11 protein-coding genes are annotated in these 15,637 nt (G+C 51.3%); 7 read left to right on the top strand and 4 right to left on the bottom strand.

Annotated elements, in window-relative coordinates; translation table 11 throughout:
* Nucleotides 1–567: 567 nt before the first annotated feature.
* The 6 genes from JOD20_RS08905 to JOD20_RS08880 all read left to right on the top strand — a co-directional run bounded on the left by JOD20_RS08905 (nucleotide 568) and on the right by JOD20_RS08880 (nucleotide 8,911).
* Nucleotides 568–2,712 carry a glycoside hydrolase family 3 N-terminal domain-containing protein gene (locus tag JOD20_RS08905; protein ID WP_204754932.1) on the top strand — a complete coding sequence of 715 codons (2,145 nt, stop codon included), beginning with the start codon at nucleotides 568–570 and terminating at the stop codon, nucleotides 2,710–2,712.
* A gap of 419 nt (nucleotides 2,713–3,131) precedes the next feature.
* On the top strand, nucleotides 3,132–3,560 hold the full coding sequence (locus JOD20_RS08900; protein ID WP_110513037.1) for a YkgJ family cysteine cluster protein: 429 nt from the start codon (nucleotides 3,132–3,134) through the stop codon (nucleotides 3,558–3,560).
* A gap of 54 nt (nucleotides 3,561–3,614) precedes the next feature.
* The gene (locus tag JOD20_RS08895; protein ID WP_204754931.1) at nucleotides 3,615–5,222 is read left to right on the top strand and encodes a carboxyl transferase domain-containing protein; all 1,608 of its coding nucleotides are present in this window, start codon (nucleotides 3,615–3,617) and stop codon (nucleotides 5,220–5,222) included.
* Between the two features lie 411 nt (nucleotides 5,223–5,633).
* Nucleotides 5,634–7,316 carry an RluA/RlmK domain-containing protein gene (locus JOD20_RS08890; protein WP_204754930.1) on the top strand — a complete coding sequence of 561 codons (1,683 nt, stop codon included), beginning with the start codon at nucleotides 5,634–5,636 and terminating at the stop codon, nucleotides 7,314–7,316.
* Between the two features lie 54 nt (nucleotides 7,317–7,370).
* On the top strand, nucleotides 7,371–8,465 hold the full coding sequence (locus JOD20_RS08885; protein WP_204754929.1) for a GNAT family N-acetyltransferase: 1,095 nt from the start codon (nucleotides 7,371–7,373) through the stop codon (nucleotides 8,463–8,465).
* Entirely contained in the window at nucleotides 8,462–8,911 is a 450-nt protein-coding gene (locus tag JOD20_RS08880) for a tetratricopeptide repeat protein (protein ID WP_204754928.1), read from the top strand. The genes JOD20_RS08885 and JOD20_RS08880 overlap by 4 nt, the downstream gene beginning before the upstream one ends.
* A 76-nt stretch (nucleotides 8,912–8,987) precedes the next feature.
* On the opposite strand, the gene JOD20_RS08875 is transcribed toward JOD20_RS08880, so the two are convergent.
* The 4 genes from JOD20_RS08875 to JOD20_RS08860 form a co-directional block, all read right to left on the bottom strand.
* Nucleotides 8,988–9,725 (bottom strand): hypothetical protein, encoded by a 738-nt coding sequence (locus JOD20_RS08875; protein ID WP_204754927.1) that lies wholly within the window; start codon nucleotides 9,723–9,725, stop codon nucleotides 8,988–8,990.
* 376 nt (nucleotides 9,726–10,101) lie between these two features.
* A complete protein-coding gene (locus tag JOD20_RS08870) occupies nucleotides 10,102–10,704 on the bottom strand; it encodes an HAD-IA family hydrolase (RefSeq protein ID WP_204754926.1) in 603 nt (200 codons plus the stop codon).
* Nucleotides 10,704–11,177, bottom strand: a complete 474-nt coding sequence (locus JOD20_RS08865; RefSeq protein WP_204754925.1) for a DinB family protein — start codon at nucleotides 11,175–11,177, stop codon at nucleotides 10,704–10,706. Before JOD20_RS08865 ends, JOD20_RS08870 begins: the two co-directional genes overlap by 1 nt.
* Nucleotides 11,174–12,034, bottom strand: coding sequence for an ATP-grasp domain-containing protein (locus JOD20_RS08860; RefSeq protein WP_204754924.1), 861 nt, complete (start codon nucleotides 12,032–12,034; stop codon nucleotides 11,174–11,176). The genes JOD20_RS08865 and JOD20_RS08860 overlap by 4 nt, the downstream gene beginning before the upstream one ends.
* A 403-nt stretch (nucleotides 12,035–12,437) precedes the next feature.
* Here JOD20_RS08860 and JOD20_RS08855 point away from each other — a divergent pair, with 403 nt between their 5' ends.
* Nucleotides 12,438–15,476 (top strand): serine/threonine protein kinase, encoded by a 3,039-nt coding sequence (locus JOD20_RS08855; protein WP_204754923.1) that lies wholly within the window; start codon nucleotides 12,438–12,440, stop codon nucleotides 15,474–15,476.
* Nucleotides 15,477–15,637: the final 161 nt, after the last annotated feature.

Genomic DNA, 15,637 nt, shown 5'->3' with positions numbered 1-15,637 from the left:
GCCAAGGCCGAGGAAATTCCTCGGCCTTGGCAATTTTAAGAGGTCGTTCCCTCAACCCTAGCCCCTTTCAAGGGTAGGTTTTTTAAAAAGCATGGTGATCAAACATTCCCTCACCCCCCAGCCCCCGCTCCCACGAAAACGCGGGCGAGGGGGAGCACGATTGGAGAACCGAAAATCATCGATCAACCACCATTCATGCCAAATCCATCCAACCAAAAGCCCCTCGCCCGCACCACGGGAGAGGGGTTGGGGTGATGGGATCTTAACTACCTACCCTTGTAAGCCAGCCCCCGCTCCCACGAAAACGCGGGCGAGAGGTTGGGGTGAGGGGATCACTCTTCATATTTTTGGCCCAACTTGACAGCGCGCAGGCTTAGCCGCACAATTGCAAGCGCTTGCAGAAATTTAATAACCCGATCAACCGAATCAAAAATCGAAACTTGATTCAAAAAACATCCCCAGCTAAAAATCCAACCTGCATGGGCGGCAATGGCCGATTCTAGGCTGTCGAATGGTGATTGCCAACTTGACTATGACAGTCAGCGTGCTCAATGAGGACAAACAGATATGCAGTATGAGCAACAAATCGAAGCCTTGTTGGCCCAAATGACGCTAGCCGAAAAAATTGGCCAAATGCGCCAACTCCATGGTACTGGCGAGAACCAAAAAACTCTCGTGCGTGAAGGCAACTTAGGCTCAGTATTGAACGTGATCGATGCAGAGGCCCACGAAATTCAGCGCATCGCAGTCGAAGAATCGCGCTTGGGCATTCCACTGTTAATTGGCCGCGACGTAATCCACGGCTTTCGCACAATTTTCCCAATTCCGCTTGGCCAAGCAGCATCGTTTAACCCAGATTTAGTGCGCGAAGCCGCTCGGGTTGCCGCCCGCGAGGCCTCAGGCGCTGGCATCAACTGGACATTCGCGCCGATGATCGATATTGCACGCGACCCACGTTGGGGCCGAATTGCCGAAAGCTGTGGCGAAGATGCTTATCTTGCCAGCTTGATGGGCGTGGCGATGGTCGAAGGTTTTCAGGGCGACGATTTGACTGCTCCCGAGGCGATTGCCGCCTGCGCCAAGCATTATGTTGGCTATGGCGCGAGCGAAAATGGCCGCGATTACAACACCGCTTGGATTCCTGAGGTCTTGTTGCGTGATGTCTATTTAGCGCCATTCCATGCTGCTGCTGAAGCTGGCGCAGCCACCTTTATGAGCGCCTTCAACGATTTGAATGGCGTGCCAACCTCGGGCAACGAATTTACTTTGCGCCAGATTTTGAAAGGCGAATGGGCCTACGATGGCATGGTCGTGAGCGATTGGGCTTCGATTGTCGAAATGATTGCCCATGGCTATGCCGCCGATGCCCGTGATGCTGCCTTGAAGGGCGTACAAGCTGGGGTTGATATGGAAATGGCCAGCACCAGCTACGCCGAATATCTGGCTGAATTAGTCGAAAGTAGCACGCTCAGCCTCGATTTAATTGATGATGCAGTGCGGCGGGTGCTACGGATTAAGTTTCGCTTGGGCTTATTCAATCAACCCTACGCCAATGCTGCCGCTGCTGAAAGCTTGCTTGCCGCCGAGCATTTGGATTTAGCGCGCCAAATTGCCAAAGAAAGCTGCGTGCTACTGAGCAATAAACAAACCTTGCCGCTTAGCCAAAACCAAACCAAGGTTGCCATCGTTGGCCCATTGGCCAATCATGCCGCTTATCAACTTGGCTGTTGGGTATTTGATGGCAAGCCAGAAGATAGCCAAACCCCGTTGCAAGCGATTCGTGCGTTGCTTGGCGACGCACAGGTTGTGTTTGCCCAAGGTTTGGCTGAGGCTCGCAGCACCGATCACAGCTTGTTTGACGAAGCGGTTGCTGCCGCTCAAGCAGCCGATGTGGTGCTGGCCTTTTTGGGTGAAGATGCAGGCCTGAGTGGCGAAGCCCACAGCCGTGCTTTTATCGATTTGCCTGGCGCACAATTGGCCTTGATCGATGCCTTGGTGGCAACTGGCAAGCCTGTAGTCGCCGTGGTAATGGCTGGGCGTTCGTTGGTGTTGGGCGAATTGCAGGATAAAGTGCAAGCCATGTTGTATGCTTGGCATCCTGGTACAATGGCAGGCCCAGCGATTGCCGATTTATTGTTTGGCTTGGATAATCCCTCGGGTCGCTTGCCGATTAGCTTCCCGCGCACGGTTGGCCAAGTGCCAGTCTACTACAACCGCAAAAACACTGGCCGCCCGCCAAGCGAAGATGCGCCCAGCATTCCAACTGGCACACCGCTTGACCCCAGCGGCTTTACGTCAAGTTACCTTGATGTTGATCATCGGCCCTTGTTTGCATTCGGCTATGGCCTGAGCTACACAACATTCGAGTATAGCAACCTACGCTTATCCAGCCCAAAAATAGGCTTTGATGAAACCCTCAGCATCAGCGCCACCATTACCAACACCGGCAAGTATGCTGGCTCGGAAGTTGTGCAACTGTATATTCGCGATTTGGTCGGCAGCATGACGCGCCCAATCAAAGAACTCAAAGGTTTTCAACGAATAGCATTAGAGCCTGGCCAAAGCCAAGAAGTGACGTTTGAGCTACGCAGTGCCGACCTCAGTTTCCACAATAACGCCATGCAAAAAATCGTTGAGCCAGGCGAGTTTCATGTTTGGGTTGCACCAAGCAGCATTGGCGGTTTGCAAGCAACATTTGAATTGACTAGGTAGAACATAGAGCAAAGAACATAGAACATGGAGCATAAATGTAATGGTTCATTGGATTGGCAACCAGGTGCATGCCCTCACCCCCAGCCCCGCTCCCACTGAACGCGGGCGAGGGGAGCACTTGTCTCGTGGTTCCCCCTCGCCCGTTCGACGGGAGAGGGGGCTAGGGGGTGAGGGGGCAAACCGTCGTTAACGCAATAAACCATTACATCTATTGGCTATCGGAACATGATTTGGAATTTCAAACCAATCTCCGATAGCCCACAGCCAATAGCCTATAGCCTCTCTCTCTCTGCGCCTCTGCGTTAAACCTCTCCAACTAATTATTCTTCGTGGCTCTTCGTGTCCTTCGTGGTTAAATAAGCACTTTTGGATTAAAATAGATTCGTCCAGTGTTTACTTCATCCACAAGGAACAGAACTATGTCGCTTGCTCTCAATGTGATTAATCAGAATCAGCCGAGTTGTGCTGGTTGTGGTGGTTTGTGTTGTCGCTCGTTTATTTTGCCAATTGATACCCCCGAAACCCGCGAAGATTTTGATGTGTTGCGCTGGCTGGTGCTGCATCGCGGCGTAAAATGCTTGGTCAAACAATCGGTTTGGGAAATAGAAATTGGCCTGCCATGCGAGCATTTGCAGGACGATAGCCGCTGTGGCATTTATATGCAGCGCCCAAATGTCTGTGTTGAGTATGAAGTTGCCACCTGCGAGCGCCATCAGCCGCCACATTATGAGGCAGTGATTGATAACGAACATGCCTTGAAAGCTTGGGTTTTCTCGCGCTATGGCATGTATCCCGACGACCCGGATTTTCCCTATGGCGAGCAAACAATTCGGGTTGGTTTGTTTTAAGCGCAATCATCGGTATCATGTTCGCAGCGAACGTCTAGTGATAAGGAACGATCAATGTCGATCATTCAGAGTACGCTCGATATTCATAGCCCTGAATTTCGCCAAAACGCCGATTTTCATCGCCAATTGGCGGCAGAATTACGTCAACAAACCAAGCAGATTGCCCAAGGTGGCAGTGCTGAGGCCCGCGCCCGTCACGAAAGTCGCGGCAAATTGCTTGTCCGCGATCGGATTGAGCGGTTGCTTGACCCGGGTAGCGCTTGGCTCGAAATTGGCACTTTGGCTGCTTGGCAAGTCTACGCAGACGATGTGCCAGCGGCAGGCGTAATTACGGGAATTGGGCGCGTATCGGGCGTTGAGGTGCTGATTGTTGCCAACGATGCAACGGTCAAAGGCGGCACCTACTATCCACTCACGGTCAAAAAACACTTGCGCGCCCAAGAAATTGCGCTGCAAAATCATTTACCCTGTATTTATTTGGTTGATAGCGGCGGGGCATTTTTGCCGTTGCAAGCAGAAGTTTTTCCCGACCGCGAGCATTTCGGGCGTATCTTCTACAATCAAGCCCAAATGTCGGCCTTGGGCATTCCGCAAATTGCAGTCGTGATGGGCAGTTGTACCGCTGGCGGCGCGTATGTACCAGCCATGAGCGACGAAGTGGTGATTGTGCGCGAGCAAGGCACGATTTTCCTTGGTGGCCCGCCCTTGGTCAAAGCAGCAACCGGCGAGATTGTCAGCGCCGAGGATTTAGGCGGAGCCGATGTGCATACCCGCCTTTCGGGCGTTGCCGACCATTTTGCCGAAGACGATGAGCATGCCTTGGCGATCACACGCTCGATTGTGGCCAATTTGCAGCATCGCAAAGCCAACCCATGGCCGCTACGCACACCAGAAGCGCCGCGCTACGATCCCCAAGAATTGTATGGAATTATTCCCGCTGATACTCGCAAGCAATTTGATGTGCGCGAAATTATTGCCCGCATTGTCGATGGCTCGCGCTTGGATGAATTCAAGGCGCGCTATGGCACAACCTTGGTGACGGGATTCTCGCATATCTATGGCCACCCAGTCGGCATTTTGGCCAACAACGGCATTTTATTCTCCGAAAGTGCCTTGAAGGCAGCCCATTTTATTGAATTATGCAACGAACGGGCGATTCCGTTGCTGTTTTTGCAAAATATCACTGGCTTTATGGTTGGCCGCGAATACGAGCAACGCGGGATTGCCAAAGACGGAGCCAAAATGGTGATGGCGGTTTCGAATGCCCGCGTGCCAAAGTTTACGGTGGTGATTGGTGGCTCGTTTGGGGCTGGCAACTATGGCATGTGTGGCCGTGCCTATAGCCCGCGCCAACTTTGGATGTGGCCAAATAGCCGAATTTCGGTGATGGGTGGCTCGCAGGCGGCCAATGTATTGCTGACCGTGCGCCGCGACGGGTTGCAAGCCAAAGGCCAAGATTTGAGTTTGGCCGAGCAACAAGCCTTTATGCAGCCAATTCTCGATAAATACGAAGCCGAGGGCAATCCGTATTATTCCAGCGCTCGCTTGTGGGATGATGGGATTATCGATCCAGTTGATACGCGCATGAGTTTGGCGCTGGGTTTATCGGCAGCAGCCAACGCACCATTAGCCGATGTAAAATATGGTGTATTCCGAATGTAATCTTCTCGATCCACGAAGAGCACGAAGATACACGAAGGGTGCTGTGGCTATTGGCTCTAGGCTATAGGTTTGGGGTTGTAGCCCGCATCCTTCGGAATTCACCTTACTCTCTGCGCCTCTGCGTTAAGTGCTGATCCACGAAGGACATGAAGCGCACGAAGCGACGAAACCGCGAAGAACGCGAAGAGCGCCAAGGTTAAGTTTTTTCGCCACAGATTCCACAGATTGATTTGATCATGTTTCCAATAGCCTAGAGCCATCAGCCATAGCCAATAGCCCCATTTCTTCGTGCTCTTCGTGCTCTTCGTGGTTAAAACAGCTTTTTGCCTTCTGATTTTTGACTTCATCCCTCATAATTCATCCTTCGGTTATACGGTACACTAAGCAGCAATTAACTGAAGGAAACAACCAATGCAACTCGAAATTCTCTACCGCGACGAGCAGATCGTGGTGATTAATAAACCAACTGGCGTGGCAACCCACGCGCCCCAAGGCGATTTGGCATTAACTGATGTTGAACGGGCATTACGCGCTCAGTTGCAACTTGACTATTTGGCAATTCATCAACGACTTGATCGCGATACCTCTGGCGTGATGCTGTTCGCGATTGATCCCGCCGCCAATGCCAATTTGGCCCTAGCTTTTGCTGAACACACGATTGAAAAAACCTATCAAGCTATAGTGTATGGCGTACCAAACCCAGCCCAAGGCGTTATCGATGCGGCGATTGCGCCTGCTGGCGATGGCCTGATGCAGGTCGCGCCAGCCCATGATCGGCGGGGCCAAACAGCAATCACCCATTATCGCGTTGTGGCGAGCAGCCCTGATCGGCGGTTTAGTGTGCTCGAATTGCACCCCAAAACTGGCCGCACCCATCAACTGCGGGTGCATTGCGAAGCATTGGGCCATCCGATTGTTGGCGACCCGCTGTATGATGTGGCGCGGGCTGCTCCACGGCTGATGTTGCACGCAAGCGATTTGCGTTTCACCCACCCAATTAGCCAAGCAACACTGCACATTCAAGCGCCAGTGCCAGCCTTATTTGCCCGCGTTGCCCAAGGCTTGCCCGAATTACAGCACAGCAACGAGCCAGCAGCGCTCAATGGCTTAATCGAATTGGCTGCTGAACGGCGAGCACCATTAGTTGCCGACCCTACCACTACCATTTTTCGGGTCTTTCACGGCCCCAGCGATGGGGTAACCCATCCATGGTTGAAAGATTGGACGATTGATAAACTTGATCAGGTGTTGATTGCGTCGTGCTACAACGAGCAGGTGCGCCAAGTACCCCAGAGCTTAATCAATGCCTTGGTTGCACAATGGCAGCCGCAGGCAATCTATGCCAAATATCGCCCGCGCACTGCCGCCAATGTGGATGAGGCGGCAATGGCCGAGCTAGCCCCAACTACACCAGTTTGGGGCACGCCGATTGAGCAGGTCGTGGTTCAAGAAGCTGACTTGCGCTATGAATTACGGCCAAGCGATGGCCTGAGCGTTGGCTTGTATGCAGATATGCGCGAGACCCGCCAACGGGTGCGCAATTTGGTTGCCAACAGCCAATTGCGGGTGCTCAACACCTTTGCCTATACCTGTGGCTTTGGCGTGGCGGCGGTGGCGGCTGCGCCCCAATCAATCGTCACCAATCTCGATCTTTCGCGCCGCTCGTTGGATTGGGGCAAAATTAATTATGGTTTGAACGATTTGGCAGTTGAAGATCGCCAGTTTGTGTTTGGTGATGTGTTCGATTGGCTCAGCCGTTGGGTGCGCCAAGGTCGCCAATTTGATCTGGTGATTCTTGACCCGCCTTCGTTTGCGCGCAATCGGGGCAAGCGTTGGCGGGCCGAAGAACATTATGCCGAATTGGTAGCCTTGGCGGTGCAATTATTGCCAGCCAATGGCCATTTAATCGCCTGTTGTAACCACGTTGGCTTGTCGCGACGACAATTTCGCAGCCACGTCGAGCGTGGCATGCAGCAAGGGCGATGGCATGGCGTGATTGAAGCCAATTATCCCGCCTCACCCTTGGATTACCCCGCAGCGTATGGCGAAAGCCACCTTAAAGTTGTGTTGGCGGTTGGCAAAGCCGAGGATTAAACTTCTGGTGTATAGTACAAAGCGGAGCATTTTGCTGTTTAAGGTCGGAGCACAATGGAACGTCAATCAGTCCAAGTTCGTTTGGCCAGCCAAGCAGATTATCCGGCGGTTATTGATGTAACCTATGCCGCCTATGCCGCCCAGCGCGCCAAAAGCGAACTCTATGCCTATGTCTACACGGAAACGGTCGAGAGCCTGAAGGCATCGAAGGCCAAGCATCCCAATTGGCAAATTTTGGTCGTTGAAGAGGCAGATCAGATTGTGGCGGCGGTACGGGTTGGAACCTTCAAACCAACCGACACCGATTTGCATCTTTGGCGTTTGAGTGTCAAGCCTGAAGCTCAAGGCCGTGGCTATGGCAAGCTTTTGGTCCAAACAGTTGAACAATGGGCCAGCGCCCAAGGCTATCAAAGCATTTCGTTGGGTGCGCTCGAAGTTTCGCCCGAAAATCAGGCTATGTACGAGCGCTGGGGCTATCGCTACTACGAACGGCGCGAGATGACCAGCGCACCTGGGAATTTTTATGCCATCCTGCATAAGCCAACTGATCGCAAGGTTAATCAAACCGTTGCCACCTACGAAATAATGGCCGAGGATTATCAGCAACGCCGTGGCGCAGTTGGCCCTTGGGTTTTAGAATCGCTTGATCGATTTAAGCAGCAGCTTGCAGCACCAGCCAAAATTCTCGAAGTTGGCTGTGGGCCAGGCCGCGATGCCCGTTTATTACGAGAGACAGGCTATCAAGTGGTTGCGCTTGACCCAACGTGGGCGATGTTGCAACTGGCCAAACAAGCAGAAGTGCCATTAGTTGCTGGCGATTCGCGGAGTTTGCCAATTGCGGCGGCAAGTGTGCAAGGCGTTTGGGCGCAAGCCTCGCTGCTCCACCTGCCGCACCTCGAATTCTCGCTGGCCTTAAGCGAGATTGCGCGGGTTTTGCAGCCGCAAGGGGTTTGCTACCTGAGCCTCAAAGTTGGCGACGGCGAACAATGGCATGCTGATGGCCGCTTTTTTGCCTTTCATCAACCAGAATTGGTGAACAAAGCCTTGGCTGGAGTTGGATTAACCGTGCTTGATCAATGGGTGGTTGATGCCGATTTGCCCAATAATCCGCCGTGGGTCAGGACGATTGCCCGCAAGGAGCATGCATGAGCGAAGCAAAAATTCCGTTGACTGCCAAACTGTGGTTTGCTTGGGGCCAAAGTTGCACCTATTGGGGCAATCGCACCCTTTCCAAGCAAATCTATCGTTGGGCGTTTAATGCCTATACCCGCGCCCAAAGCTATGCACCATGGTGGGGAATGCCAGTCCTGCGCCGAGCAGTCATTCGTGGCCGCGAGCTTGATGATTATGCAGGTGCAGTCCGCGATTTCAGCGATTTAATCAAGCAAGATCCTGAGTGGGCCGAGCCATATTTGCAACGCGGCATTTTGCATAGCTTTCATGGCTTGCAATCGGCAGCACGAGCAATTGCCGATTTTGATCAATTTTTGAAGCTAGCGCCAGCAACCCATACGTGGCGCGCCGATGCCGAGCGATTGACCGAACGCCTGCGCGAAGATTTGCAAGAGCGCGGCTGGAGCGAACAACTCGATTAAGCATCAAGCTCCATTCAAGAAAGCGCGATCAATTAATTGATCGCGCTTTTGGTTAATCCATCTATGATTGATCGAACTAGGGCAGGACATTATCCAAACGCCATGACGAAGTTTGATTATTCATCGCTCCCATTCCTGGACATACTTGGGTGCAATCGATACGTAATCCGGTCCAATTGGCATGTTCGTAATGCTCAAAATCGCGGCAGTTGCTAAACGCTTTGGCCGAACTAATCTGTTTGTTCCAGCCATATTCGACGGTGGCAAACCCATAGTTATAGCCATCGCAGCCAGCAGTTTGGCTTGTCGTCCAAATTTGGCTCAGCCCACCATCGGCGATTGAATATTGCGGATCGGCCCATTGAATGCCAATAATTGTGGTCTTGGCAGCAGCAGCAGATTCAAGCATTGTTTGGTCGAGCAACTCTGGCGAACTATCAGCTGAAAGCTTCACCAACCCATCAGTCGCATGCTCAATGGCTTGTTGAAACGTAGCGAAACATATCGCCGAATTAACCTTCGAGCTTTGCCCAGCCTTGCTTGGATCGATTGGCTCGATATTAATAACGCAATGACCTATTGCTTGCTTCTCTCCAGAAATTGCATCGACGGCTGGAATAATCTCGCAACCAGAGTCGGTCACTTCTGAGCTAGTTTGATCATCGGCCATTGGCTCGATATTGGCAAAACAATTAATCACTGGCGCTTGAAAGCTCGTTTCGAGCATTGTTTGGGCTTTAGCATTGCGTTGTACAACCACAAAACCAATTAAACTTATAAGACTAATCGCTAATAAGAACAGACGTAAACGCATTTAACACTCCTTAACTAATCTCCTAGATGTGGATTAACGAAGCCATACGGTATCAGAAATTAATTAATGCTGGCGGTGCTGTTGGTGCTTCTTGCAGCGAATATTCGCGAATGATTCGGGCTTCACTTATCTGCCCCCTCAAATAATTAACAGTAAAATGAAAACAGATTATTGAAGATGGCGAGGATAGTGCTTAGTGATGTGGCGGCTTCGTTCTCTACATTGCGATGGTAGCAAATAATCAAATACTATGTCAATGATATAATTCTGATATTTCGCTTGCAAAATATAAACATAAGAATATTATTTTTCGAGCCAAAATAAACAGAGACCGATTAATCAATAGTGATTCATCAGTCTCTGTTTTTTCAGGCAATTAGTTAATTGAGTTAGCGTTGAGCCAAACAGCTAAATCGCTGTAATCACGATAATGCTGTGCTTGCCAGCCATGGCTTTGGGCCGCAACAACATTGGCCTGGGTATCATCCCAAAATGCGATGCTCACAGGCGCTAGCCCTAATTGTTGTGTAACTAGCTCGAAATAGGCAGGCTCTGGTTTGCGCGCGCCAAGGCTTGATGAAGCTAAAATGCCATCGCACCAACGCCACATGCCCAAATCGTGCCAAAGATAGTTGCTACGATGCTGCTCTTGGTTGGTCGCCAAATAGCACTTTATTCCGCGATCGCGTAGCTGTTGCATGGCATTCAATACGCGAGCATCGATTAGGCTTTCTTCGCCAAACCAATGCGCTAAAAAGCTATCGAGATCATATGGCCACGGCCATTGCTCAAGATAGGCGGGCAACACGTCGCGCAGATCGGCATTGCCATCGATACACTCCAAAAACACGCCCTGAAAAAACTCACGGGTGTGGGCGCTGGTAATCCCATGTTCGCGCTCCAAGTAGGCGGCAAACCGCAAGGTTGGCACACACAACACGCCATCAACATCAAATAACACAGCTTGGAGCGTGCTCATTATTGCGGCTCGGCAGCTAAAGTACGTTGAATTTGGTCGATATGGCCAAGGCCATGGTCGGCATAGGTTTCAACCAAATTGAGCAAGCTGACAGGGCCATTTTCTGGATGAAAGCCAGTACGCTCCCAAGCATCCTCGGGTAATTCGCGCCAAAACTGCACCCAACGGGCATGCAACGAACGCAACAATTGCAACGAAATTTCAACATCAGCTTGCTGCGCATCGCCAAAATTGGCCCATAGCTCTTGATCGTATGGTTTGAGGGTTGGATTGTGCTCGGTGGCGATTAATTTGCAGCGAATGTAGCTATTCATATGCGAATCGGCCAGATGATGAATATTTTGGGCCACGCTCCATTCATTGGCGAGAAATGGCGTGGTCAATTGATTCGAGTTGAGTGGGCGAACAAGTTCGGTTAATTGGGCTGGTAATTGCTCAATTTGGGCAATCCATTGATCACGTTGGGCGCTCATGCTTGTGCTCCTGCTAGCTTGGGGCTGGTAATGCCTAAAGTTTCTAAGACTTTGCAATAAACCTCGACAATCACATCATCGCCAGCATCGCGGGCAATATATTCGAAGCCAGGCGAGGCATTGGCCTCAATCAACCACCATTCGCCAGCGCGATCTTGGGCAATATCCAAGCCCGTCCAGCGTAACGGTAGCGCTGCAAATAATGAAGCGGCAAAATTGCTGATCGTCGTGTGTAATGCTTGATCATCAATCACCACCGCCTTGCCACCATTCCAGTGTAGCGGGCTAAGATTGCCTTCAAACAAGGCTTGGTCGATATTTTTTTCGTAGAGCAAAATTAACTGGCCATCCAAAAAAACCGCCCGATATTCGTGGGCAATGTCAATTGTGCCCTGCGCCAAGGCAATATAATCAAAATCTTTGCTTGCACCATCGAAAATTTTGCCCAAAGCACGAATAATAGCCTCGCGATCGTGACAACGAAACACATTCAGTCCGCCAGAGCCACGATTGCGTTTAATCATCACAGGCAAGGCGAATTTAGCCAACACATCATCGGCAATTGCCTCAAAGCTATCAAAGGCACGATATTTGGCAAAGCGCTCTGGCCCAAGTGGGTGAAAATACGATTCAGTTTGCGGTTGCTTAATTGATGAGTGAGTCAGCGTATAAAAATAATCTTTATCACGGCAAATTTCGCTCAGCGTGTTGTCGTTGAGCGGAGCCTTCCAATTCACAAACAGCCAATTACGGGTTGGGCCAACAATCCGCAGGATATTCTCGGTCGAATGTAAATGTTCATACGTCAAACCGAGCCGTTCACAAGCCAGCGACAGCAAACGAATATTCGGGTTCATGGATTGTCCTTAAAAATGAAGGTGGGAACCTCTGTGGTTACCTTAGCATACCGCACTCTCCGCCGCTTGCAAGTAGGATTTTAGGCCTGCGGGCACAGCAAATCCGTCTTTCCTAACATATAATTACAACCAACTTTTAATCGTAGCGGCACGAAACCTGCTAATCAACGATCGTTTGCAGAGCGTATCCACATAGCTAGCAACCCCTTTGGAGCCAAGCCGATTAAATTTAGCGCGATAGCAAGCGCTCAAGCGCTTAATTAATGAATTTTTTAAATCTTCAATTTCGTGCTTGTCAATGTTGCCGAATGATGTGATAATGGGTCAACAACCCAGCCTGCAATTTTTGGCACTTGATACTAGAAGCGGGATACTCCGCAGTTGACGTTGTAGGATTACAGCAATGAAATCGTTTGAACATACCCAACTGGGTGAGTATACATTGCAAGAAGAGATTGGCCGTGGTGGGATGGCGCAAGTCTATCGCGCGCAGCACCAAGCCTATGGTCAGGTTGCCTTCAAAGTATTACCACCCTATTTTGCTCACGACAACGATACGCTTCAGCGCTTTATGCGCGAAGCCCGCGCCAATCGCACCTTGCATCACCCACATATTGTGCAGCTCTACGAAGCGAGCGATATTGCCCAAGCCCAAAATCCCTACCAGCCAATCCATTATATTGCAATGGAATATATTGCTGGTGGGACATTAACCGATCGATTGCGCCAACAGCCGCAACAGCCGCTGAATCTGACCCTAGAAATGGGCGAGCAAATTGGCTCGGCACTCGACTACGCTCACGGCAAAGGCTTTATTCACCGCGATATTAAACCAAGTAATATTCTGTTCCGCAGCAATGGCCATGCCGTGCTCGCCGACTTTGGGATTGCTTTGGCCAATAATGAAGCACGCATGACCAAAGCTGGTGGCTTTGCTGGCACAGTTGCTTATACCGCCCCTGAAATCTTCGAGGGCGAAACTGCCGATATGCGCTCGGATATTTATGCGCTTGGCTTGATTTTGTATGAATCGTTGGCCGGGCATAATCCCTACGCTAATATCAGCACCAATGCGCAAATTGCCATGAGCAAGATTCTGACTACGCCATTGCCACCATTGCAAGATGTAGCGCCGCATGTGCCACCATTAACTGCTGAAATCTTGGCCCAAGCAACTGCCAAAGATCCAATCCGCCGCTTTGCAACCATGTCAGATTTTGTTGAGGCGTTGAAGCAGGCTAAATTCAATCGGGTCAGTGATCGCCCAGCGCAACAATTGAACGCCAGCGGTCGCCCGATGATTCCGATTACCAATCGACCTGGTGCGCCAAATCGCCCACCACAACGCAATCCGCAGGCAGGCAATAATCAAAACCAAGCCTTTGGGGCTGGAGTAGCAGCCTCAGCAGCGGCCTCGGCGTTGCCCGATGCAGGCGAAGGCACCATGATTTATACGCCGCCAGCGGCCAATCCGGTGGTCAATCAACAACCTGCTGCGCCAGTTGAGGCGACCCAAATCTACACGCCGGCCCAGCCAAATCCGGTGGTCAACCAACAACCTGCTGCGCCAGTTGAGGCGACCCAAATCTACACGCCAGCTCAGCCAAATCCGGTGGTCAATCAACAACCTGCTGCGCCGGTCGCTCAACCACCAGTTGATGCAACTCAAATTTACACGCCAGCTCAGCCAAATCCGGTGGTCAATCAACAATCAACTGCGGCTCAAACGCCATTGCGCCAAGCCCCAACCACCAAGCCAGATCAAGAAATTCCACGCGCTCCCTCGCAGGCCAATCAGCCTGTGCCAGCAGCGCCAACCGTGCCGCTTGATGATCAAAGCACGATGATGTATACGCCGCATAGCGTGCCCAATCGACCGATTCCAAGTCAAACCAATCAACCTGTCGATAATGAAAGCACCGTCATGTATCCGGCCTATCCAGTAACCGGCAATCAAGCCTATCCGCAAACGGGTAATCAGGCCTACCCACAAACGGGTAATCAGGCCTACCCACAAACGGGTAATCAAGCATATCCGCAAACGGGTAATCAGGCCTACCCACAAACCGGCAATCAGGCGTACCCACAAACGGGTAATCAGGCCTACCCACAAACGGGTAATCAAGCCTATCCAGCGATGGGTGGGGCTTCGCTATCGAATGAGCCGATGCCGAAAAAAGGTCCAGCGCGGCCAATTAATGCCCAACGGATTGAGCTAGCGCGGCCTGCTGCAGCGCCAGTTGCCCAATCGTTTGAAGCAGATTATGCTGATGCGCCACCGCCCTATGCAATGCCACCAAAAGCATCGGCTGTTGGCAAAGCCAAAGATTTCTTCCGTTCACCAAAAGTCCTTGTGGCTTTGGGTAGTGCACTTTTAGCGTTGCTCGTCATTGCATTTTTGAGCTTTGGCCGTGGCAAAGACGATCCCAATATTGCGAGCGTTGTAACCGCAACCTCGGATGCCAGCGTTGCTGGTGGCGATGTTACACCAACTGCAACGACCACAACCACTGCTGCGGCAACGCCAACTGCCGAGCAAACTAGCGATCCCCAAGAAGCCAAGCGCTTGGAATATGTGGTTGGCCAAGAAGCCTATGCCCAACAAGATTGGCCAAAAGCTGCCGCCGCCTTCGATAAAGTGCTCGCAATCGACCCAGCCTATCTTGATTTGAGCAATATTGGCTCGGCAACCTACTACAACTGGACGATCAACGAATTGACCGGCCCTGACAAAGTGGCTAGTGGGCTTGAAATTTTGAATAAAACCTTTGGCTTCAAGCCCGACCATCAACCAGGTACCAATTTGGCCAAAGTGCTGAATCTGTATCGGAATGGCCAAACCGCTGCCGAACAGCAAGATTGGCAAGCAGCGATCAACGCCTATCGCGAAGCCCAAACTGCGGGCAGCGGCGAATTTGGTGATCTGATGGGCAAGCTGCAAACCGTCAAACAGCTGTATGAAGCCTATCTTGGCCGTGGTCGCCAACTTGAAGAAGCAGGCAATATCGAGGGAGCCAATGCGATCTATCGCGAGGCTGCTGGCCTGCAAGAGCTTGATGGCAATTTGGATGTAGCCACCGCCAATAGCCGCATTCGCGCGACGGCTCCAACCGAGGTTCCAGCAACGCCAACGCGGCCAGCGCCACCAACCGCCGTGCCAGTGGCTCAACGCTTGTACTTCCAAAAGTATGCAGAAAACGCGGTTGACCCAACCTGTTTTGCAGTCCACATTCGCGGCGTGGGTACCAATGGTTGGTTTGTCGCGGTTGATGGTTTGGGTAATCGCGGCAACGTCGACGGCGCAGGCAATACCAATGTCTGTGGGCTGGCAGCTAGCCAAGAAGTGACCTTCACGGTCTACAATGCCCAAGGTAGCGCAGTCCCAGGTGGTGGCGGGATTCCAACCCGGGGCGGCGACTTGATGACGGGCTATTGGCAATAACCATCTATACCACTTTTATATAGACCAAAAGTACCTTGCAAAATCCCCTAGTGCTATGTTGATAGCCTAGGGGATTTTTGTGTCTCAAATCATCATCACAATTCATAACATGTTATTCAATAGCAAGCCAGTTCCGAATTTAGATAAATTGGCAAATTGGT

Source organism: Herpetosiphon giganteus, from assembly GCF_016907925.1.
Classification (GTDB): domain Bacteria; phylum Chloroflexota; class Chloroflexia; order Chloroflexales; family Herpetosiphonaceae; genus Herpetosiphon; species Herpetosiphon giganteus.
This window is presented reverse-complemented; position numbering and strand designations above follow the sequence as displayed.